This is a genomic window from Kitasatospora sp. NPDC034533 (assembly GCF_055575155.1).
Genome location: NZ_JBVITE010000066.1, coordinates 1 through 19,820 on the forward strand (window position 1 = coordinate 1; position 19,820 = coordinate 19,820).

A 19,820-nucleotide genomic window follows, 5' to 3' on the forward strand; every position below is an offset into this window, starting at 1 on the left:
TAAGCCCCCCCCCGCCTCCCCCCCCCCCCCCCCCCCCCCCCCCCCCCCCCCCTCCCCCCCCCCCCCCCCCCCCCCCCCCCCCCCCCCCCCCCCCCCCCCCCCCCGGCCCGGGTGCGTCCGGGGACGGTCAGCCCTGGGCGGCGCCCGCCGGCGCGTCCTCCGCACAGACCGCCGAGACGAACTCTGCGACCCGCGCCTGCGGCAGGCCGCGCGCGATGTCCGCCTCGCTGATCATGCCGACCAGCTTGTGATCCGGGTGGTCGATCACCGGAAGACGGCGCACCTGGTACTGCTCCATCACCCGCAGCACCTGGTCGCAGTCCTCGTCCGCCTCCACCGTCATCGGCCGCCCCTGCGCCAGTTCACCGGCCGTCACCGCGGCCGGGTCGCGGCCCTCGGCGACGCAGCGCAGCACGATGTCCCGGTCGGTCACGATGCCCACCAGCTTGTCGCCCGGCCCGCAGATGGGCAGGGCGCCCACGTGGCGTTCCCGCATGATCCGGGCGGCCGCCGCGAGCGTCTCGTGCTCGCGGATGCACTCGGCGCCCGGGTGCATGATGTCGCTGGCTCTGGTCATGGTCGGCCTCCTGACCTGGCTTCCCTTCCCCTCGTCCATCGTGGTCCGGGCCGGTGGCCGTCGCCACCGGACCCCATGCTCAGACCTCCTCCTCCGGCTCGACCCGGCCGGCCTGCTCGCCCCGGCAGGCCTCCTCAGGCCGCCTGTCCGGCTCGGGCCGCCCGTCCGGCGACTGCGCACCGGCCAGCGGGGACTTGCCCAACACCTCGTCCAAGGGCGGGAGTTCGTGCCGTGGCTGGTCCTGTTCCAGCCCCTCCTCCGGGACCTCGCCGCTCTCCACCGCCTCCTCCACGGCCTTCGCCCCGGCCGCCGCGGCGGCGGCCGTCAGCAGGTTCCGCTGCTGGACCTCCGTCGCGCTGTCCAGGAAGCGCAGCAGCTCCACCGGGAAGGGCAGCACCAGCGTGGAGTTCTTCTCCGCCGCCACCTCCACCACGGTCTGCAACAGCCGCAGTTGCAGCGCCGCCGGGGTCGCGCTCATCACCGCCGCCGCCTCCGACAACCGCTCCGAGGCCTGGTACTCGCCGTCCGCCGTGATGATCCGGGCCCGCCGCTCCCGCTCGGCCTCCGCCTGCCGGGCGATCGAGCGCTTCATCGACTCCGGCAGCGCCACGTCCTTGATCTCCACCCGGTCGATCTCGATGCCCCAGCCCAGCGCCGGGCTGTCGATCATCAACTCCAGGCCCTGGTTGATCGGTTCGCGGTTGGCCAGCAGGTCGTCCAGCTCGCTCTTGCCGATGATCGAGCGCAGCGAGGTCTGCGCGACCTGGGAGATCGCGAAGTTGTAGTCCTGCACGTTGACCGTGGCCTTCACCGGGTCCAGCACCCGGAAGTAGACCACCGCGTCCACCCGTACGGTCACGTTGTCCCGGGTGATGCCCTCCTGCGCCGGGATCGGCATCGTCACGATCTGCACGTTCACCCTGCGCAGCCGGTCCGCGATCGGCATCAGCAGCACCAGCCCGGGATCGCGCACCTCCTCGCGCACCCTCCCGAAGCGGAACACCACGCCCTTCTGGAACTGCTGGACGACCCTGAGGCTCAGGCCCGCCACGACCGCCCCGAGCCCGACCAGCCCCCCGATGGCCCCCAGCACCGCATCGACGATCATCGCGGCCTCCTCGCGGCCTGCGCGCACACCTGCGAGTCCGGCCGCCGCCGACCCGGACCGGCCGGGGACCGCCGGAGCAACTGTTTCCACGCTACGCCTGCCCGGACGGCGCCGGAACGAACGTCCGCCGGCCGGCGGGAAACCCTAGGATCGTGGGCATGCCGAACGAGGCCGTGCCCTCCGCTCCTTCCGACGCCCCTTCCGCCGACCGCGCCGACGACCCGGACGACCCCCGCCACCCCGCCGAGGCCGCCGCCCGGGCCGGCGGCCTCCCCGCGCTGGACCGCGTCGTCACCGGCTGCCGGGCCTGCCCGCGCCTGGTCGAATGGCGCGAGCTGACCGCCCGCACCAAGCGCCGCGCCTACCAGGACTGGGACTACTGGGCCCGCCCCATCCCCGGCTTCGGCCCACCGGACGCCCCCCTCGTCCTGGTCGGCCTCGCGCCCGCCGCCCACGGCGCCAACCGCACCGGCCGGATCTTCACCGGCGACCCCTCCGGCGACCTCCTCTACGCCGCCCTGTACGATCTCGGGCTCGCCAACCGCCCCGAGTCCGTCCGCCACGGCGACGGCCTGGAGCTGTTCGGCGTCCGGATCACCGACCCGGTCCGCTGCGCTCCGCCCGACAACAAGCCCAGCACCGCCGAACGCGACACCTGCCGCCCCTGGATCACCCGCGAACTCCAGTTGCTGCGGCCCACCGTGCGCACCGTCGTCCCCCTCGGCGGCTTCGCCTGGCAGGCGATGCTGCCGGTGATCGCCGACGCCGGCTGGCAGGTCCCCCGCCCCCGCCCGGCCTTCGGCCACGCCGCCCACGTCACCCTCCCCGCCACCGACGGCGGCCCGCCGCTCCAGCTGTACGGCTGCTACCACGTGAGCCCGCGCAACACCAACACCGGCCGGCTCACCACCGCGATGCTCCGGGACCTCCTACGCGAGGCCGCCCTCTCGGCGGGCCTCCACCCGAAGTAGTCCGGCCCGCCCTGCCGGATACCACCCGGGCGCGCCCGCCTGTACAGGCACCACCAAGCCCTCCCGGCTGCGGCGGACGGCAGCCGCCGCAGAACGACTCCCCCGGACGCCACCCGAACACCAGCGGTAGGCACGCACCGAGCAGGCCGGTCGGTCCGCGAGCGACCTCCCGCCCGCCGTCTGCCGGGCAAGCCCTCGGCGCCCACCCCTCCCGGCTCCACCACCCCTACTGGCGCCAGCGCACGGGAACCGTCGCGAAACTGCTCACCACACCATCGGTAGACAAGGCGGTCTCGCCGCGAGCGGCGTCCCGGCGCCGACGCACGGCGGCCGTCACCGAACGAGTCCGCCCGGTACGACCGGTAAACACGCCGCGAACAGACTGCTCCGGCCCTGCGTGAGCCGCGTACCCGTCGGCCACCGGCAGGGCACGCCCACCCCGTAACGGGCCCCCGCCCGCCCCGCGCCGGCGGACGGCAGCCGTCGCTCAACGGCTCCCCGGACGCCACCGGCTGGACACACCGTGGACAGACCGATCGGTCCGAGAGCGGCGTCCGACGGGTACCGCGAAGGCCGCCGCGAGCGGCCGGACGGAAACCGTCCACCGGCAGCGGCGCGAGCCGCGCCGCGCGCGGGCGGCCCGCTACCCGAACCGGGGCAGCTTGCGTTTGCCCGCCCGCCGCCAGACGTCCGGCAGCCGCTCGCGGGCGGCCTCCCGGGTGGCCAGCTGGCGGGCGTACAGGACGCCGTAGCCGAAGGGCTCGCCGCCGGTCGCGGCGTTGGCGGCGAGCGAGCTCGCCGCCACCACGGCGTCCTGGTGCTCGCCCAGCACCTCCTGGACGGCCTTCATCCGCCGCGTGTAGCGGTCCGCCCGGGCGCCCGCCACCGGGGCGGCGGTCTCACCGGCGTAGCGGGCGCGCTTGGCCGCCTTGCGGGCGTCGTGGAGGGCCCGGTCCCGGTCCTCGGGGGCCGCGGCGAGGGCCGCGCGGACGCGCTTGGCCGTGCGGCGCTGCTCACGGGCGGCGATCCGGGAGAGTTCCGGGAGGGCGCTGCGGGCGGCACGCGGGCGTAGCGGCGGGTCGGCGAGCAGGGAGGCGAGGCCCTCGCCGAGGGCCCGGCGGCGGGGGTCGTCGAGGGCCGCGACCACCTCGGGCCGGACCTTGCGGTACTCGGCCTCGCCCCACCGCTCCAGCGCGTCGGCGAGCCGCCGCGGCTCGCACTCGGCGGGCAGCTCACGGGCCTCGGCGGCCAGCCGTTCGGCCAGCACCTCGCGGTCCCGCGCCCCGCCGAGGGCGGCGGCGAGCCAGCGCAGCTCGGCGACCAGTTCGTCGGTGGCACCGGGGGCGAACAGCCGCCGGAAGGTCCGCAGGGCGCTGCGCAGCCGCCGGCAGGCGACCCGCATCCGGTGCACGGCGTCCGGCTCGTCCGCCCGGACGGCGTCGTCGAGGCCGGCCAGCACCTCGGCCTGCGCCTCGATGCGGGCCAGCAGGACCTGCCCCACCGTGGTCTCGGACGTCACCATGTGCGCTCGCCCCCTCGTCGGGTCAGCGGGAACGCCTTCCGGCTTTCCAGGCTAGTGCGGGCCGGACCGCTGTCGACCGGGCGGGCGGACCGGCAGGTTACTGAGCGCGTGTCAGCCGGACCAGGGACCTACGGGCCCTCGTGCCGGACGCGAGGGCCATGGCATACTCCGGAGCGTGACGATCTCCTCCCACGCGACCAGGGCCCTGCGGGCCGCGGTGTTCACCGCGCTCGCCGTGCCGATGGCCGCGTTGGGCCAGGTGGTCATCACGGGCCGCCCGCTGCCGCTGTCGCTGGTGGCCACGGCCTGTGCCGTCGTCTTCCTGGTCGCGGCCGTGCTGGCCGGCGGGGAGCGGCGGTTGCTGCACATCTCCGGCGTCATGGTGCCGGTCGAACTGCTGCTCAACACCACGTTCAACCTGGGCCAGACCAGCTGTTCGCCGGTGCTGACCGGTCAGGTGCCGGCCCGCGGGGTGAACCTGCTGGTCTGTGGCGGCGGTTCGGTGGACGGGTCGCTGCTGGGCGGCCCGCTGGGCCACGCCGGGCAGTTGGCGCCCGCCGCGACCCAACTGCTGCTCCTGCTGGTGCACGTGGTGATCGCGCTGGCGGCCTCGGCCTGGCTGCGGATGGGCGATGCCGCCCTGTCCGGCCTGGCCCGGGCGCTGTGCGCGCTGCGCGAGTCGCTGGCCGGCCCGCTACGCGCCCTGGTCGTCCTGCTGCTCCCGGCCCCGGCGCGTCCGGTGCTGCGGGTGCCGCTGCCGGTGTCGGACCGTGTCCGGCCGCGCCGCGAGGACGTGGTGCTGAGCCCGGCGCCCCGGCGCGGCCCGCCGGTCCTCGCGCCTGCCTGCTGATCGCCCCTCCGGGCTGATCACCCTTCCCGGTTGATCGCTCCTCCCGGCTGGTCACCCTCCCCGGCCGATCGCTCCTCCCGGCCGATCACCCCGCGTACCCGGCCGGACGGCCCCGGTACGCCCGCAGGCAGCGCGCACGACTCCCGCGTTCACCGACCCCGCCGCACCAGGTGCGGCTCCCGCGCGCACCCGCGCGCCGCGTACAGGAGTTGACTTCCCCATGTCGCAGGACAAGAACAAGAAGCGCATCACCGCCCGTGAGCGGATCCAGGAGGCGCAGCGCCGCGAGCAGCAGGCCGCCAAGCGCCGTCAGCGGATCGTCGTGGCGGTCTCCGCCGTCGCCGTGCTGGCCCTCGCGGGCGGTGTCGCCGTCGCGGTCAACTCGGCTTCGGGCAAGGACGACAAGGCCTCCGCCGCCGCTTCGGCGCCGCTGGTCGTGCCCGCGAACGCCTCCGGTGAGAACGGCACGGTGATCACCTACGGCAAGGCCGACGCCCCGCACACGATGGAGATCTACGAGGACTTCCGCTGCCCGGTGTGCAAGCACTTCGAGGCGGCGAACGGCGAGACCGTCAAGAAGCTCACCGAGGACGGCCAGATCAAGGTGAACTTCCACCTGGCGGCCTTCCTGGACAAGAACCTCGGTGGCAAGGGCTCGCGCACCGCGCTGGCCGCCGTCGGCGCCGCGCTGAACGAGGGCGTCGACAAGTTCAAGGCGTTCCACGACGTGCTGTACGCCAACCAGCCGGACGAGCGCGAGGACGGCTTCGGCGACGTCAACCACATCCTCGACCTGGCCGGCCAGGTGCCCGGCCTGAAGACGGACGCCTTCGTGAAGGCGGTGACCGACCGGACCTACGCGCCGTGGGCGGCCAAGGTCGCCGACGCGTTCAACGACAGCGGGGTGACCGGCACTCCGACGGTCAAGGTGGACGGCAAGACCGTCACCCTGTTCGCCGGCAACGCCGTCGTCTCGCCCGAGCAGTTCACCGCACAGGTCAAGCAGGCGGCCGGCCTCCAGTAGGCCGCACCACCGGACCGCACGGCACCACCCGGCCCGGCCGACTCCCGGCCGGGCCGGCTCCTCCCAGCCAGCCATCGGAGTGTGCTGCCATGACCGCCGCTACCACCGGGACCGCGCTCCCGCACCCGTCCGCCTCCGGCGGCGCCGGCGACACCGGCCGGGCGCCGGTCGGCGCGAGCCGGGCGCTCGCCCTCCTGCTGTTCCTCGGCGGGCTGGTCGGGCTGGCCGCCTCGGCCGTCCTGACCTTCGACAAGCTCCGCATCCTGGAGAACCCCTCCTACATCCCCAGCTGCAACATCAACCCGGTGATCAGCTGCGGCTCGGTGATGCGCACCGAGCAGGCTGAGGTCTTCGGCTTCCCGAACCCGCTGCTCGGCCTGGCCGCCTTCGGCGCGCTGGCGGCGATCGGCGCGGGGCTGCTCGCCGGAGCCGCCTACCGGCGCTGGTTCTGGCTGGCCCTGAACGCGGGCACCGCGGTGGGCGTGGTGTTCGTGCACTGGCTGATCGACCAGGCGCTGTACGACATCGGTGCGCTGTGCCCGTACTGCATGGTGGTGTGGGCGACGGTGGTGGTGCTGTTCTGGTACACCACGCTGCACAACCTGCGTGCGGGTGTGATCCCGGCGGGCCCCCGGCTGCGGGTGGTCGCCGGGGAGGCGGCGCGGTACCACTGGGCGCTGCCGGTGCTGTGGGCCGCGGTGATCGGGCTGCTGGTCCTGAACCGGTTCTGGTACTACTGGAGCACCCTCCTCTGACCATCCGTCACCCCACGTAGCCGGCCGAGTGCAGCAGCGCGGCGGCGCCCGTCCGCCGCGCCTCCAGGGCCCCGGCGAGCCGGCGCGCCGCTCCTGGGTGCAGCAGGGCGGCTGCCCGCGCCGGGGTGAAGTACCCGTGGTCGGCGATCTCCTCGGCCTGCAACCGGACGGCCGCCCCGGCCGCGACCGTCCCGCCGTCGAACATGAACTGGACGGCGGGGTGGGCGTGTTCGCCCTGGTCGGGGATCGCGTCGCGCCACTCCACCACGAGCAGGCGCAGCGGCCCGGCCAACAGGCCCGTCTCCTCGTACAGTTCGCGGGCCGCGCACTCGGCGGGCCCCTCCCCCGGGTCCATCCCGCCGCCGGGGAACTGCCACTGGTCGCGGTAACCGGCCTTCAGCAGCAGGACCTTGCCCGCCTCGTCGGTCAGCAGCACGCTGCACCCGACGTAGGCGCGCACCAGCCCGGCGAGCCACTGCTCCTCCGTGAGTGCCCAGGTTTCCGTCATCGCGCCTCCTCCGCCGACCGCCGTCATCGCGGACAAACCTGCCGCGATCCCCGCCCGCCAAACGGCGGTCGGCGCCGATCCACCCGAACGAGTGGCAGCGGCCGCCCGCTACCCGAAGACGGCCCGCCGGAAGGCGTTGCGCAGCTCGGTGAGCCGCCGGATGTCCCGGTCGTAGTGCACCTTGTTGGTGAGCAGCAGGGCCCAGCGGCCGAGCCGGCGGGAGATCCAGAAGCCGGTGCCGGTGAAGCCGTAGTGGACGAAGGTGCCCTCGGCCGGTTCGGTGCCGGGGGCGTGCAGCCAGGACAGGCCCCGGGCGGGGGCGAGGCCGCCGGTCTGCTCGCGCAGCGACTCCTCGATCCACGGCCCGCCCCAGGGCAGTCCGGGCGGCGGGTCGAGCAGCGCGGTGAGGAAGCGGGCGAGGTCGCGGGCGGTGGAGAAGGCCCCGGCGTTGCCGGAGACCCCGCCGAGCAGCCGGGCGGAGGGGTCGTGGACGACGCCGCGCAGGTGGGTGCCCGCGCGCTCCTCGTACTCGGTGGGCGCGGTGCGGGCGGTGAGCGCGGCACCGAGCGGGCCGTACCGGGTGTCGGTCATGCCGAGCGGCCGCCAGGCCCAGCGCGCGGCGAGTTCGTCCAGCGGCCCGCCGCCGAGGTCCTCGACCAGGTGGGTGAGCAGCACCGCGGCCCGGTCGGTGTACTCCACGGCCGTGCCCGGCGGGCGGTGCAGCGGGGCGGCGAGGACCCCGCGCCGGATCGCCGCCGGATCCCGCCCGTAGAGCTGCTCGAAGCGGGTGTACGGGAGCATCCCGGCGGTGTGGGCCAGGAGTTGACGAACCGTCACCTCGCCCGAGGGGTGCCCGGCGGCCGGGTGCCACCAGCGGCCGAGCGGTTCGTCCAGCGGCAGCCGCCCGGCCTGGCGGAGCACCCCGGCACACGGCCAGAGCGCGACGACCTTGGTGAGGCTGGCGAGGTCGTACAGGGTGTCCGGCCCGGGCCGCAGCCGCGCGTACGGGCCCTGCCCGAGAACGCCGTGGCTGCCGCCGCCGAGCGTGCCGCGGGCCGTGCCGACGGCCCAGACGGCGCCCACTGCGGCGGTGCGCGCGCCCTCGCCGACGAGCCGGTCCAGCTCCCCGCCGGGCCCGGCCAGGGCGGGGAGCCGGTCGGCTCCGGGTGCTCGATGGCTCATCCGTCCGCCTCCCGGGGCCCTGCCGAGGCCCTTTTCCACCGGGCCGACGGGAGCCTTCCCCGCGCGGCGGCGGCTCAGACCGCCGGTGCCAGCTCCTTGCCGAGGCAGATGCTCTGCGGGTGGTCCTTGTAGATCCCGAACTTCCGGATCGCCTCGTAGCCCTCGGACTCGTACAGTCCGACGGCCTCGGGCTGCTCGGTGCCGGTCTCCAGGATCACCCGGGTGCGCCCGGCCTCGACGGCGGACCGCTCCAGGCGCCGCAGCATCGCGCGGGCCAGGCCCCGGCCGCGGGCCTCGGGGATCACAAACATCCGCTTCAGCTCGACGTCACCGTCCCGCAGGTCGTCCGGGCCGGCCTGCTTGGCCCGCCAGCCGCCGCAGGCGACCGGGCGGCCGTCCAGGTAGGCGATCACGAACAGGCCGGCCGGCGCCTCGAAGTCCTCGGGGTGCAGGACGGTCCCGTCCGGGTCGCCGTAGCGGCGCACGTACTCCTGCTGCACCTCCGCCGACAGGGCCTGGGCGTCGGGGTGGGCGTAGCCGGTTATACGGAACTCGACGGTGCCGGTGTCCCGGGTGGTGCTGGTGTTCATGGTGGAAGAGCCTACGGTCCCCGTTCAGCGGGCCTCGAACCGGGCGACCAGGTCCTCCTTGCCGAACATCCGGGCGGTGTCCACGGCGCTCGGGGTGCCGGCCAGCGGGTCGGCGCCGCCGGCCAGCAGGACGTCGAGCACGTCCCCGGCGCCCTTGAAGACGGCGCCGGCCAGCGGGGTCTGGCCCCGGTCGTTGGCGCGGTTCGGGTCGGCGCCGTGCCGGAGCAGCTCCGCGACGGCGGCGGCGTGGCCGTGGTAGGCGGCGAGCATCACCAGGGTGTCGCCGCGGTCGTTGGTGAGGTCGGCCGGGGCGCCGGCCGCCAGGTAGGCGGACAGGGCGTCGGTCTCACCGGCCCGGGCGGCGTCGAAGAGCTTCCCGGCGAGGGCGATCACCTCGGCGTCGGGGGCGTCGGGAGCGTCGGCGGGCTGCCGGCTGGCGGCGTCGGTCATGGCGGGAGGCCTTTCCGGTCGGATCGTCGGGCGGTCACGGAGCTGCGCAGGGGCACGGTAGCGGCCGGCGCCGAGGCGGACCAGCGGGCCTCCGGAAGCCGGATGACGACCCGCGCCCGTCGCGACGCGCGACCGCGCGCGTCGCGCAGCCATCCGAGCGAACTTCCCGGACCCCCCGGAAACTTCCCGCCCGCCGCCAGGGAATGCCTCGGCTTACCGATTCCGCACACCGCCCGGCCCGTACCCCGGCCGGTTCGCATGCCGCCGCCCGGTCACTCCAACGGTATTGAACGGCAGAACCACCCATTTGCGCCGTTCCATCATCTATTACTTTTTGTCACGATTAGTGCACTTTCCGTGCCATCCCCGCTTGTCCCCCCTTCCTGAGGAGCGGAACGTGATCCTCTCGATTTCCGGCATCGTCCTGTTCGGCACCATCGCCTTTCTCTTCTTCCGCCGCGACGGACTAAAGGTCTCCCACGCCATCGTCTGCGCCCTGTTCGGCTTCTACGTCGCCGGCTCCTCGATCGCGCCGAGCATCACCGCGGGCGGCGCGAGCCTCGCCAGCCTGCTCAGCGGCATCAGGTTCTGACCGCCCCACTCCCCCGCCACCGGCCCGGGCGCGGATCCCACCGCCCCGGGCCCCGTCGTACCCCAGCCGCGCACCCACCCGTCCCACCGCCCGGGGAGTCAAGGAATGCCGCTCCACCGCCACCTCAGCAAGGGCCGGGCGATCGCCCGGACCGCCGGGGACCACGCCTCCGACATGTTCGCCCCGCTGTCCGTCATCGGCCGCGGGCTGCGCCACCACGCCGACTGGGCCAGGGCCCGCTGGCAGGAGACCCCGAAGGAGCGCCGCGGCCCGACGCTGTTCCTGGCCGCCGCCATGGCGATCGGCGTCTACCTGATGCCGCACGGCCTGCTGTTCGCGCTGGTCGCCCTGATGGCCAGCGCCGCCTGGGCCGGCCGGTCCCCCAAGGCGCCGAGCGCGCCGGCCGCCCCGGACGTCGCCGACGTCAAGCTGGGCGCCCTCTACGCGGCGCTCACCCCGTACCTGTGCGGCCCCGAGGACGCCAACCCGCTGTACCACTTCGAGGGCAGCTACCGGAGCGCCTTCAGCGCGTGGGAGTTCGACGGCGAGGGCCGGCTCGCCCGGCTCGAACTGAGCTACCCCGCGTACTTCACCGACACCGAGCCGACCGCGCGGGCCCGGATCGAGCAGGTGGTCCAGGGCAAGGCGGGCCGGGCCCGGGAGTACCGCTTCGACTGGGACGAGGAGTCCAACCGGCTGCGGATCACCGCGCTGGCCCCGCTGCCCGCCGACATCGCCGCCCAGCGCTTCGTGGCCGCCCCCGGCGAGATCGTGCTGGGCTTCACCGACGAGGACGGCACCGCCCGCACCATCCCGGTCGTCCGGGGCGGCACCACCGTCCAGCAGCCGCCGGTGGTCTGGCGCACCGGCCCGCGCTCCTCCGAGCCCCACCTGCTGGCACTGGGCGTCACCGGCTACGGCACCTCCAGCCTGCTGCGCTCGATCGCCCTCCAGGCCCTCCCGTACGCCGACCTGGTGGTGGTCGACGGCGCCGGCACCGGGGAGCACGCCTGCCTGGTGAACCGGCCCGGCGTGCACACCGTGGAGACCAGCCTCCACGGCGCGCTGGCCGCCCTGGAGTGGGCGGCCGACGAGACCGGGCGGCGGCTCGCCGCGCTCAACGCCGCCCGGTACGCCGGCACCGCTCCTCCCGAGGACGTCACCCGGCCGCTGTGGCTCCTGCTGGACCACCCGACCGAGCTGAGCGAGCTCGCCCAGGCCGAGGGCCGGACCGACCCCCAGGACCTGCTGGAACTCCCGCTGCGGCACGGCCGGGCCGCCCGGGTCACCGTGGTGGTCGCCGACGACCTGGAGGCCCTGGACCGGCTCACCCCCACCGTCCGCGCCACCACCCGGGCCCGCGTGGTGCTCGGCCCGGCCGGCCCGGACGAGGGCCGCGCCGTGCTCGGCGCTCCGCTGGACATCGCGCCCGCCGCGCACGCCCCGGTCGGCCGCGGCTACGCCCGGATCGGCAACGGCGCCCCGGTCCGGCTCCAGGTGCCCGCCACCGTCGACCCGCTGGACGACGAGGCCCCGGCCCCGCTGCGGGACGCGGTGATCGCGCTGCTGCCGCACCGGGACAGCCGGACCGAGGCGGCCGCCGTCCCGCCCCGGCCGGAGCACCCGCCGACCATCCCGCCGGCCGAGCCGCCCGCGCCCGCCCGGCCGGTCGACCTGGCCAAGGGCGAGCCGATGATCCGTTCACGCCCGATCTCCTGACCCCCGGCGCGGTGGGGCCGGACGCCGCCGCCGAATGCCCTCCCGGTACGCTCGTCACAGAAAGTCCGCACCATCACCAGATGTGAAATAGGTGACACCTGGGGTGATATCACCGGCCAGATGTGACAAATCGGGCGCTGATGGGTACAAACAGGGGCGGCACGACAGACGACGCATGTCCCGGGACGGGAATCTTCGTCGGAAGCCGAGCGTTGACCGAACGACGAAGAACAGCGACCACTAGTCCTGTGGGCCATAAGCCCGGGAGGCACGATTCATGAGCGAGCGAGCTCTCCGCGGCACGCGACTCGGGGCAACTAGCTACGAGACCGACCGTGGTATCGATCTGGCTCCCCGCCAGACCGTCGAGTACGCATGTCAGAACGGACACCGTTTCGAGGTTCCTTTCTCGGTCGAGGCGGAGATCCCCGCGACCTGGGAATGCCGCTTCTGTGGCCAGGAGGCGGCGCTTCTCGACGGTGACGAGCCGGAGGAGAAGAAGACCAAGCCGACGCGCACCCACTGGGACATGCTGATGGAGCGCCGGACGCGCGAGGAGCTGGAGGAGGTGCTGGCCGAGCGGCTGGCCGTGCTCCGCTCCGGCGGGATGAACCTCGCGGTGCACCCGCGGGACACCCGCAAGAGCGCCTGACACCTCGCTCCCGCCGCGAGCGGGAGGACGCGAAAAGGGACCCTGGTCACCAGGGTCCCTTTCGCGTTGTCCGCGTTGCGTCGTCCGCGCGGCATTCCCTCGTCCGTACGCGCGGCGGACCCTCGGGGACGGGCTGAACGCGCCGCCCCCGAGGGCCCGCCGTCAGCCGGCCAGCGGCGGGCGGTACCCCGTGTCCGGGCCCTGCGGGCCGCGCGGCCCGGCCTCCGGGTCCACCACCTCGCCCTGGATCACCTTGCCGTCAGGGCGGTGGATGCGCAGCTGCTCCTGGAGCCGCATCGCGTCCGCCAGCGGGTCGGTGCCGACGGCGGAGGTGCGGCGCAGCACCTGGGCGGCCGCCCGCCGCCCGGCCAGCCGCCACAGCGCCCGGGTGGGCGGCAGGAGCAGGGTCAGGGCGAGCACGTCCGACAGGAAGCCGGGAACGATCAGCAGCAGGCCGGCCAGCACCGTCATGCTGGTGCCGGTCTGCGGCTGCTGGGACTGCGGGTTCTTGCTCTGCTCGATCGCCGCCGACAGCGCCTTCAGCCCGGCCCGCTTGATCAGCGAGCCGCCGATCAGGGCGCCCGCGATGAGCAGCAGCACGACGGTGAGGCCGCCCAGCCACGAGCCGACCTGGACCAGCAGCCAGATCTCCAGCACCAGCCAGGCGGTGATCAGCAGCGGCAGCACCCTGCGGAGCCTGCTACGCGGGGCCGGACGGGTGGGGGTAGCTTGCTGGGTCACGGTACGAATCCACTCCAAGCGGTGCTCTGCGCGCCGCACGGGAGGTCCGGGCCGGCTACGGCACCACCTGGTCCAACGATCCCGGTTCGACCGGTGTTCCGTTCGAGGCCTTCTTCCGGCGGCCGATCAGGACGGCGGCGGCGCAGGCCAGCAGGCCTCCGACGGCCAGCGTCCACTCCGGGGCGGCGCCGACCCGGTCGGCCACCGTGGTGCCGTCGCGCAGCGGGACGGTGGCCGACAGCTCGGCCGCGGTCAGCTCCTCGGTGCGCCGCTGGACGCCGCCGTCCGGGGTGATCACCGCGCTGATGCCGCTGGTGGCGGCGATCAGCACCGCCCGGCCGTGCTCGACGGCCCGCAGCCGGCTCATCGCGAGCTGCTGCTCGGGCTGGCCGGTCCTGGCGTAGGTCGCGTTGTTGGTCTGGACGACCAGGACCCGGGCGCCGCTGTCCACGGTGTCGCGGACGATCTCGTCGTACGCCACCTCGAAGCAGATCACGTCGCCGATCCGGGCCGGGCCGAGCTGCATCACGCCGTTGTGGTCACCGGGGTAGAAGTCCCGGGCGACCCGCTGGAGGCGGGTGATCACCTTCATCAGCTGGGCGCGGAAGGGCACGTACTCGCCGAACGGGACGGGGTGCTGCTTGGTGTAGGAGGCGCCGGGGCCGGTGACCGGGTCCCAGACGATGCCCTCGTTCTGGACGTGCTGGGCGTCCGGGCCGTCCACCAGGGTGCCGACCAGGGTCGGCACGCCGACCGCCTTCACGGCCTCGTCGATCCGTTGCCGGGCCAGCGGATCGCTGAACGGGTCGAGGTCGGAGGAGTTCTCCGGCCAGATCACGATGTCCGGGCGCTCGACCCGGCCGGCCTCGATGTCGGCGGCGAGGCGCTCGGTGGCCGAGGCGTGGTTGTTGAGGACCATCATCGGGCGGCCGAGGAAGTCCATGCCCGGGTTGGGCACGTTGCCCTGGACGATCGCCACCTTGACGGTGTCCGCCGCGGCGGTGGGCACCGGGACGAGGTAGCCGGCCAGCAGCGAGGCCACCGCGGCGAGCGCCGCCAGCGCGGCCGCCTTCGGGGCCCGGCCCGGCCCGCGCAGGCGCGGCGCGGCCCAGGCCAGCAGGGTGCCGGAGAGCGCGACCGCGAAGGTGACCAGCGGTGCGCCGCCGAGGGCCGCCAGCGGGGTGTACGGGGTGGCGGTGTTGGCGAAGGCGAGCCGGCCCCAGGGGAAGCCCCCGAGCGGCAGGCGGTCCCGGGCCCACTCCTGGGTGATCCACAGGCAGGCCGCCCAGAGCGGCCCGCCCGGCAGCCGGGAGGTGACGGCCAGCGCGCCGCCGAGCAGGGCGAGGAACAGCGCCTCGATGACGGACAGGCCGACCGTGGCGTCCCAGCCGACCACCCGCAGCCAGCTGAGCAGCATCAGGAAGAACGGCAGGCCGAAGGCGAAGCCCGTCCACAGCCCCTGGCGGAAGGTGCGGCCCCGGGTGAGCAGCGAGAGCGCGGCGACGCCGAGCAGCGACAGCGGCCACAGGTCGTACGGCGGGAAGGCGAAGGCCAGCAGCAGACCGGACAGGGCGGCGAGGCCGGTGCCGGGCAGTCCGGCGCGGATCCTGGCGAGCGCGCGGGCCGCCCGGCTCGGCCGGGGCGCTCGCGGCTCCTGGGGCTCGGGCGCGGTCCCGGACCGATCCTGGGTGACGGGAGTGGCCACCGGCGCACCATCTTCCTGGGGCTTGCTGTTCGGACGCTGTGCGAAGAAGGTACCCCGGAACGTCGACGGCCCGTGAAGTGAGGGTGACGGCAGGGTCAGCGCGGGGCGTAGCGGATCTCCCGCACCGGCCAGTGGTCGGTGAGCCAGGCGGTGACGGCGTGGTGGAGCGGGGCGTCGAGGTGGGCGCGGTCGGCCCGGACCCAGGAGCTGACCGAGACCACGGACGGGTCCTCGCGGTCCGGGTGGATGTAGACGCAGCCGATCACCTCGTCGCGGTCCGGCTCCAGGACGGTGTAGGTGAAGCCGGTGCGGGCCTCGAAGTCGGCGGCGTGCCGGCGCAGGTCGGCCAGGTTCCGCTCCACGGACATGCCCTCGGCGGGCGGCCAGGCGCGGCCGGCCCAGCCGGGGGTGGCGCGGATGTGGGCCACGCTGCTCGTCCAGGCAGCGTGGTCGGAGGCGTTGTGCCGCTCGCCCAGGGGTTCCAGGCGGAACTCCGGGGCGAGCAGCTCGCGCGGGACGGTGAAGTCGGCGGGTACCGGTTCGGTCACGGTGCTCAACCTAGGCCGTGGCGCCCCGCCGCCGCACGGCGCTTACCGCTGGTACACCGTGCGGCCGCGGACCACGGTGCGCAGGCAGGTCGGCAGCGGGTGGCCGGGGGTGAGGTCGGGCAGGCCGGGGGTGCCGGAGCGCGGGTCGGTGGACCAGCCGGCCACCCGGGAGTCCGGGGCCTGGACGACCAGGTCGCCGGCCGCCCAGATCGCGTAGCTGGCGACCGCGCCGGGCACCAGCACGCCGTCCTGGTCGCGGCCGATGGCGCGCCAGCCGCCGCGGGTGTGGGCGGTGAAGGCGGCGCGCACCGAGATCCGGTGCTCCGGGGTCTGGTGGAAGGCGGCCGCGCGGACGGTGCCCCAGGGGTCGAGCGGGGTGACCGGGGCGTCCGAGCCGAAGGCCAGCGGGACGCCGGCCCGCAGCAGGGCGGCGAAGGGGTTGAGGGCGGCCGCCCGCTCGGCTCCCAGGCGCTGGACGTACATGCCCTCGGGGCCGCCCCAGGCGGCGTCGAAGGCGGGCTGGACGGAGGCGGTCAGGCCGAGCTCGGTGAAGGCGGCGACGGCCTTGTCGTCCAGGGCCTCGGCGTGCTCCACGCGGTGGCGCAGGGCCTTGACCCGGTCGGCGCCGACCCGCTCGCCGGCCGCCCGGACACCGTCGATGACCGCGGTGAGGGCCGCGTCGCCGATGGCGTGGAAGCCGGCCTGGAGCCCGGCCTCGGTGCAGGCGGCGACGTGGTCGGCGACCTGCTCGGCGGTCAGGTAGGCGGTGCCGGTGTGCTCGGCGTCGGCGTACGGGGTGTGCAGGCAGGCGGTGTGCGAGCCGAGCGCGCCGTCCACGAAGAGGTCGCCGCCGGCGCCCACCGCGCCGAGCCTGCGGGCGGTCTCGACGCCACCCAACTCGCCCCAGTAGCCGAAGACTTCGGGCCCCTCGCCGTCGGCGGCCAGGGCCAGCAGGTCGGTCAGGTCGGCCTCGGAGGAGATCTCCGGCCCGGCGCACTCGTGCAGCGCGCCGATGCCCAGTTCGGCGGCGCGGGCCAGGGTGGCGCGCTGGGCGCGGCGGCGCTGGCCGGGGGTGAGGCGGGTGAGCGCGGTCTGCCGGACGGCGTGGTGGGCGCCCTTGGTGAGCGGGCCCTCGGGGTCGAAGCCGGGTGCCTCGGCCAGGCCCTCGGTGAGGGTGCGCAGCGCGGTGGTGGCGAGCGCGGAGTGGACGTCGGTGCGGGAGAGGTAGAGCGCGGCGCCGCGGGCGGCGGCGTCGAGTTCGGCGAGCGTGGGCGGGCGGCCCTCGGGCCAGCCGCTCTCGTCCCAGCCGTGGCCGATCAGCACCCCGCCGGCCTCGGGCTGGGCGTCGACGAAGGCGGTGACGGCGGCCAGGGCGGCGGCCAGCGAGGGGCTGCCGGTGAGGTCGAGGCCGGTGAGCGCCAGCCCGGTGGCGGTGGCGTGCACGTGGGCGTCCACGAAGGCGGGGGTGACCAGGGCGCCGTCCAGCTCGACGATCTCGTCGGCGGTCGCGGCGTACGCCTCGGCGGCGCCGTCGCTGCCGACCCAGGCGACGTGCCCGCCTTCCACGAGCATCGCGGTGGCGAACGGGTCGGCGGGGCTGTAGACGGCGCCGCCGCGCAGCAGGACGGTCCGGGAAGTGCGTTCGGTCATGCCGCCAAGTCTGCACCCCACCGCTTCGCGGTCAGAGCTTCGGGGGTCGCGCCTCGTACGGGGTGGACAGGACGACGGTGGTGCGGGTCGAGACGCCGGCCGCGCTGCGGATGCGGGCGAGCAGGTCCTCCAGGTCGCCGGGGGCGCCGACGCGGACCTTGAGGATGTAGTTCTCGTCGCCGGCGACGCTGTGGCAGGCCTCGATCTCGGGCAGGCCGGCCAGGCGCTCGGGGGTGTCGTCGGGGGCGCTGGGGTCGAAGGGTTTGACCGAGATGAACGCGGTCAGCGCCAGGTCGACGGCGTCGGGGTCGATGATCGCGGTGTAGCCGCGGATCACCCCGCGCTGTTCGAGGCGGCGCACCCGCTGGTGCACCGCCGAGGTGGACAGGCCGGTGGCCTTGCCCAGGTCCGTGTAGCTCATCCGGCCGTCTTCGAGGAGCAGCTGGACGATGCGTTGGTCGAGATCCTCCACAGTGCGCAAACCTACCCGGTCGGGAGCACGGGGGGCGCACGCGGTGGCACGGCGAAGGAGCGCAGGTGCCAAGGGGCACATGCCACACGAATGTGGCAGCGGATGTGACCAAGGGCACACCCGGTGCATCACGGTGCACGGGACCGCAGGGTTATGAGTCCGGATCGCAGGGAAGTGCTGGTTGTGGCCCTGGACGACCATGCCGGGCCCGATCCTAGGGGGATCCTCATGCCTGCTACTGACCAGCGCGTGCTGGGCGCCGACGAGACCGACGATATGACCGACCGCGAGGACCTCGCGGTCGACCACGTGCCGGGGACGGATCCCGGCGAGGCGGACACCTGGGACGTCGTCCGGGTCCACTGCCCCGAGTGCCGCCGTCCGATCGCGCTGCCGGCGGACGAGGAGCGGCTGCCGCAGCACGCGCTGCTGCCGACCGCCTGGAACCCCTTCGCCCCCGCCATCTGCCCGGGTTCGGGCGCGCCGACCGACGACCTGGCCGAGGTCGAGGCCCCCGAGGACGCCGAACCGGCCGGGTTCGACGCGCTGTCCAAGCTCCCGACCGGGCTGGACTGGCGCACCCAGCCGTTCTCGCACGCCGTGGCGCACCGCCCGGTGCGGCTCGCCGCCGTCGGCCAGGAGACGCCCGCCGCGCCCGCCGTACCGACCGTCGCGGCGCTCCGCGCCGGGATCCCGGAGCAGCGCCGCCGGGCCGCGATGAACGCCCGCAACGCCCGTACCGCCCGTACCGCGAAGGCGAGTTGACGCCCACGTCGGAACGCCTCCGGCCGCCACTCCGCACCCTGGAGTGACGGCCGGAGGCCGTACGGGGGGAAGGCGTCAGGCCTTCGTGAGGTGGCGGCCGATCACCAGGCGCTGGATCTGGTTGGTGCCCTCGACGATCTGGAGCACCTTGGCCTCGCGCATGTAGCGCTCGGCCGGGAAGTCCTGGGTGTAGCCGTAGCCGCCGAGCACCTGGACGGCGTCGGTGGTCACCCGCATCGCCGTGTCGGTGCAGAACAGCTTGGCCATCGCCGCCTCCTTGGAGAACGGCCGGCCGGCGTCCTTCAGGCGCGCCGCGGTGAGGTAGAGCGAGCGCCCGGCCTCGATCTGGGTGGCCATGTCGGCGAGCAGGAAGGACAGGCCCTGGAACTCGGCGATCGCGCGGCCGAACTGGTGGCGGGTGCGGGCGTAGTCGACGGCGAGGTCGAGCGCGGCCTGGGCGACGCCGATCGCGCAGGCGGCGATGCCGAGCCGCCCGGAGTCCAGGGCGGCGAGCGCGATCTGGAAGCCCTGCCCCTCCTCGCCGATCAGCCGCTCGCGGGGCACCCTGGCGCCGTCGAAGTGCAGCTGCGCGGTCGGCGACGAGCGCATGCCCATCTTGTGCTCCGGCGGGGCCGCGGACAGGCCCTGCTGGGTGCCGGGGACCAGCAGGCAGCTGATGCCCTTGGGGCCGTCGACGCCGGTGCGCACCATGGCGCTGTAGAAGTCGGCCTGGCCGCCGTGGGTGATCCAGGCCTTGGTGCCGTTCACCACGTACGCGTCGCCGTCGAGGTCGGCGCGGGTGCGCAGCGCGGCCGCGTCGGAGCCGGACTGCGGCTCGGAGAGGCAGTAGGCGCCGAGCTGTTCGCCGGAGAGCATGCCGGGCAGCCACCGGTCGCGCTGCTCGTCGGTGCCGAAGGTGGCCAGCGCGTGGCAGGACAGGGTGTGCACGCTGACGCCGAGGCCTATGGCGAGCCAGCCGGCCGCGAGTTCCTCCAGCACCTGGAGGTACACCTCGTAGGGCTGTTCGCCGCCGCCGTACCGCTCGTCGTACGGGAGGGAGAGCAGGCCGGCCTCCCCGAGGGTGCGGAAGACCTCCCGAGGGAAGCGGCCGTCGGCCTCGTCCTGCGCCGCGCGCGGCTGGAGCTCGCGCTGGACCAGGTCCCGGGTGAGGCCCAGCAGCTCGCGGGCCTCCTCGCTGGGCAGCTGGCGCTCCACGGCTTTCACAGGGGAGGGGGTCATGGCGGTGGTCGCCTCCTCGATCGGGCGCCGGGCACAGGTGTCGGCCCGGTCCGGCGCGGGTGTGGCAGATCGGCCCGACCGGCACCGGGTCGCGGTGAACGGTCGTTCACAGTCGTGGCGAAGGCGAGTATGCCCCAAACCCGTCCCGGCGTCACGACCTGCACAAATGTTCTGTCCGCAGTGGCGGGCTACGGCACCGT

The 19,820-nt window shown here is 74.7% G+C and carries 21 protein-coding genes; 8 read left to right on the forward strand and 13 right to left on the reverse strand.

What is annotated here, in order from left to right; translation table 11 throughout:
- Positions 1-127: 127 nt before the first annotated feature.
- Together ACZ55U_RS32175 and ACZ55U_RS32180 are read right to left on the reverse strand one after the other, a co-directional pair.
- Positions 128-577 carry a CBS domain-containing protein gene (locus ACZ55U_RS32175; RefSeq protein ID WP_465531827.1) on the reverse strand — a complete coding sequence of 150 codons (450 nt, stop codon included), beginning with the start codon at positions 575-577 and terminating at the stop codon, positions 128-130.
- A 79-nt stretch (positions 578-656) separates the two neighbouring features.
- Positions 657-1,685, reverse strand: a complete 1,029-nt coding sequence (locus ACZ55U_RS32180; RefSeq protein WP_465531829.1) for a slipin family protein — start codon at positions 1,683-1,685, stop codon at positions 657-659.
- Positions 1,686-1,843: 158 nt separating this feature from the next.
- Here ACZ55U_RS32180 and ACZ55U_RS32185 point away from each other — a divergent pair, with 158 nt between their 5' ends.
- Positions 1,844-2,656 (forward strand): uracil-DNA glycosylase, encoded by an 813-nt coding sequence (locus ACZ55U_RS32185; RefSeq protein ID WP_465531831.1) that lies wholly within the window; start codon positions 1,844-1,846, stop codon positions 2,654-2,656.
- Between the two features lie 643 nt (positions 2,657-3,299).
- Here the strand turns inward: ACZ55U_RS32185 and ACZ55U_RS32190 are convergent.
- On the reverse strand, positions 3,300-4,178 hold the full coding sequence (locus tag ACZ55U_RS32190; RefSeq protein ID WP_465531833.1) for a CHAD domain-containing protein: 879 nt from the start codon (positions 4,176-4,178) through the stop codon (positions 3,300-3,302).
- A gap of 175 nt (positions 4,179-4,353) precedes the next feature.
- Between ACZ55U_RS32190 and ACZ55U_RS32195 the strand changes: the two genes are divergently transcribed.
- From ACZ55U_RS32195 to ACZ55U_RS32205, 3 genes are all read left to right on the forward strand, one after another.
- Positions 4,354-5,028, forward strand: coding sequence for a hypothetical protein (locus ACZ55U_RS32195; RefSeq protein WP_465531835.1), 675 nt, complete (start codon positions 4,354-4,356; stop codon positions 5,026-5,028).
- A 220-nt stretch (positions 5,029-5,248) separates the two neighbouring features.
- Positions 5,249-6,052 carry a DsbA family protein gene (locus ACZ55U_RS32200; RefSeq protein WP_465531837.1) on the forward strand — a complete coding sequence of 268 codons (804 nt, stop codon included), beginning with the start codon at positions 5,249-5,251 and terminating at the stop codon, positions 6,050-6,052.
- A gap of 89 nt (positions 6,053-6,141) precedes the next feature.
- Positions 6,142-6,807 (forward strand): vitamin K epoxide reductase family protein, encoded by a 666-nt coding sequence (locus tag ACZ55U_RS32205; protein WP_465531839.1) that lies wholly within the window; start codon positions 6,142-6,144, stop codon positions 6,805-6,807.
- A gap of 7 nt (positions 6,808-6,814) precedes the next feature.
- Here the strand turns inward: ACZ55U_RS32205 and ACZ55U_RS32210 are convergent, their stop codons facing one another.
- The 4 genes from ACZ55U_RS32210 to ACZ55U_RS32225 form a co-directional block, all read right to left on the reverse strand.
- Positions 6,815-7,315: an NUDIX domain-containing protein gene (locus tag ACZ55U_RS32210; protein WP_465531841.1), complete on the reverse strand. Its 501-nt coding sequence runs from the start codon at positions 7,313-7,315 to the stop codon at positions 6,815-6,817.
- Positions 7,316-7,423: 108 nt separating this feature from the next.
- Positions 7,424-8,497, reverse strand: coding sequence for a serine hydrolase domain-containing protein (locus ACZ55U_RS32215; protein ID WP_465531843.1), 1,074 nt, complete (start codon positions 8,495-8,497; stop codon positions 7,424-7,426).
- Between the two features lie 74 nt (positions 8,498-8,571).
- On the reverse strand, positions 8,572-9,087 hold the full coding sequence (locus tag ACZ55U_RS32220) for a GNAT family N-acetyltransferase (RefSeq protein WP_465531845.1): 516 nt from the start codon (positions 9,085-9,087) through the stop codon (positions 8,572-8,574).
- A gap of 24 nt (positions 9,088-9,111) precedes the next feature.
- Positions 9,112-9,537 (reverse strand): ankyrin repeat domain-containing protein, encoded by a 426-nt coding sequence (locus ACZ55U_RS32225; protein WP_465531847.1) that lies wholly within the window; start codon positions 9,535-9,537, stop codon positions 9,112-9,114.
- Between the two features lie 397 nt (positions 9,538-9,934).
- Here ACZ55U_RS32225 and ACZ55U_RS32230 point away from each other — a divergent pair, with 397 nt between their 5' ends.
- From ACZ55U_RS32230 to ACZ55U_RS32240, 3 genes are all read left to right on the forward strand, one after another.
- On the forward strand, positions 9,935-10,129 hold the full coding sequence (locus tag ACZ55U_RS32230) for a hypothetical protein (protein WP_465531849.1): 195 nt from the start codon (positions 9,935-9,937) through the stop codon (positions 10,127-10,129).
- Positions 10,130-10,234: 105 nt separating this feature from the next.
- On the forward strand, positions 10,235-11,848 hold the full coding sequence (locus ACZ55U_RS32235) for a hypothetical protein (protein WP_465531851.1): 1,614 nt from the start codon (positions 10,235-10,237) through the stop codon (positions 11,846-11,848).
- A 277-nt stretch (positions 11,849-12,125) separates the two neighbouring features.
- A complete protein-coding gene (locus ACZ55U_RS32240) occupies positions 12,126-12,500 on the forward strand; it encodes an RNA polymerase-binding protein RbpA (protein ID WP_031071348.1) in 375 nt (124 codons plus the stop codon).
- Between the two features lie 162 nt (positions 12,501-12,662).
- Here the strand turns inward: ACZ55U_RS32240 and fxsA are convergent, their stop codons facing one another.
- From fxsA to ACZ55U_RS32265, 5 genes are all read right to left on the reverse strand, one after another.
- A complete protein-coding gene (gene fxsA / locus ACZ55U_RS32245) occupies positions 12,663-13,241 on the reverse strand; it encodes an FxsA family membrane protein (RefSeq protein ID WP_465531853.1) in 579 nt (192 codons plus the stop codon).
- Between the two features lie 55 nt (positions 13,242-13,296).
- Positions 13,297-14,946: an apolipoprotein N-acyltransferase gene (gene lnt, locus ACZ55U_RS32250; RefSeq protein WP_465531855.1), complete on the reverse strand. Its 1,650-nt coding sequence runs from the start codon at positions 14,944-14,946 to the stop codon at positions 13,297-13,299.
- A gap of 95 nt (positions 14,947-15,041) precedes the next feature.
- A complete protein-coding gene (locus tag ACZ55U_RS32255) occupies positions 15,042-15,494 on the reverse strand; it encodes an N-acetyltransferase (protein ID WP_465531857.1) in 453 nt (150 codons plus the stop codon).
- Between the two features lie 42 nt (positions 15,495-15,536).
- Positions 15,537-17,144 carry an amidohydrolase gene (locus ACZ55U_RS32260; RefSeq protein WP_465531859.1) on the reverse strand — a complete coding sequence of 536 codons (1,608 nt, stop codon included), beginning with the start codon at positions 17,142-17,144 and terminating at the stop codon, positions 15,537-15,539.
- A gap of 31 nt (positions 17,145-17,175) precedes the next feature.
- On the reverse strand, positions 17,176-17,616 hold the full coding sequence (locus ACZ55U_RS32265) for an Lrp/AsnC family transcriptional regulator (RefSeq protein ID WP_045694655.1): 441 nt from the start codon (positions 17,614-17,616) through the stop codon (positions 17,176-17,178).
- Between the two features lie 228 nt (positions 17,617-17,844).
- On the opposite strand from ACZ55U_RS32265, the gene ACZ55U_RS32270 reads away from it, so the two are divergent.
- Entirely contained in the window at positions 17,845-18,381 is a 537-nt protein-coding gene (locus ACZ55U_RS32270; protein WP_465531861.1) for a hypothetical protein, read from the forward strand.
- A gap of 75 nt (positions 18,382-18,456) precedes the next feature.
- Here the strand turns inward: ACZ55U_RS32270 and ACZ55U_RS32275 are convergent, their stop codons facing one another.
- Positions 18,457-19,620 carry an acyl-CoA dehydrogenase family protein gene (locus ACZ55U_RS32275; protein WP_465531863.1) on the reverse strand — a complete coding sequence of 388 codons (1,164 nt, stop codon included), beginning with the start codon at positions 19,618-19,620 and terminating at the stop codon, positions 18,457-18,459.
- Positions 19,621-19,820 lie beyond the last annotated feature (200 nt).

Excerpts from the sequence above, each read along its gene's own strand:
- ACZ55U_RS32175 (WP_465531827.1), bottom strand. The coding sequence starts at position 577 with ATGACCAGAGCCAGCGACATCATGCACCCGGGCGCCGAGTGCATCCGC.
- ACZ55U_RS32180 (WP_465531829.1), bottom strand. The coding sequence starts at position 1,685 with ATGATCGTCGATGCGGTGCTGGGGGCCATCGGGGGGCTGGTCGGGCTC.
- ACZ55U_RS32185 (WP_465531831.1), top strand. The coding sequence starts at position 1,844 with ATGCCGAACGAGGCCGTGCCCTCCGCTCCTTCCGACGCCCCTTCCGCC.
- ACZ55U_RS32190 (WP_465531833.1), bottom strand. The coding sequence starts at position 4,178 with ATGGTGACGTCCGAGACCACGGTGGGGCAGGTCCTGCTGGCCCGCATC.
- ACZ55U_RS32200 (WP_465531837.1), top strand. The coding sequence starts at position 5,249 with ATGTCGCAGGACAAGAACAAGAAGCGCATCACCGCCCGTGAGCGGATC.
- ACZ55U_RS32205 (WP_465531839.1), top strand. The coding sequence starts at position 6,142 with ATGACCGCCGCTACCACCGGGACCGCGCTCCCGCACCCGTCCGCCTCC.
- ACZ55U_RS32210 (WP_465531841.1), bottom strand. The coding sequence starts at position 7,315 with ATGACGGAAACCTGGGCACTCACGGAGGAGCAGTGGCTCGCCGGGCTG.
- ACZ55U_RS32215 (WP_465531843.1), bottom strand. The coding sequence starts at position 8,497 with ATGAGCCATCGAGCACCCGGAGCCGACCGGCTCCCCGCCCTGGCCGGG.
- ACZ55U_RS32220 (WP_465531845.1), bottom strand. The coding sequence starts at position 9,087 with ATGAACACCAGCACCACCCGGGACACCGGCACCGTCGAGTTCCGTATA.
- ACZ55U_RS32225 (WP_465531847.1), bottom strand. The coding sequence starts at position 9,537 with ATGACCGACGCCGCCAGCCGGCAGCCCGCCGACGCTCCCGACGCCCCC.
- ACZ55U_RS32235 (WP_465531851.1), top strand. The coding sequence starts at position 10,235 with ATGCCGCTCCACCGCCACCTCAGCAAGGGCCGGGCGATCGCCCGGACC.
- ACZ55U_RS32240 (WP_031071348.1), top strand. The coding sequence starts at position 12,126 with ATGAGCGAGCGAGCTCTCCGCGGCACGCGACTCGGGGCAACTAGCTAC.
- ACZ55U_RS32260 (WP_465531859.1), bottom strand. The coding sequence starts at position 17,144 with ATGACCGAACGCACTTCCCGGACCGTCCTGCTGCGCGGCGGCGCCGTC.
- ACZ55U_RS32270 (WP_465531861.1), top strand. The coding sequence starts at position 17,845 with ATGCCTGCTACTGACCAGCGCGTGCTGGGCGCCGACGAGACCGACGAT.
- ACZ55U_RS32275 (WP_465531863.1), bottom strand. The coding sequence starts at position 19,620 with ATGACCCCCTCCCCTGTGAAAGCCGTGGAGCGCCAGCTGCCCAGCGAG.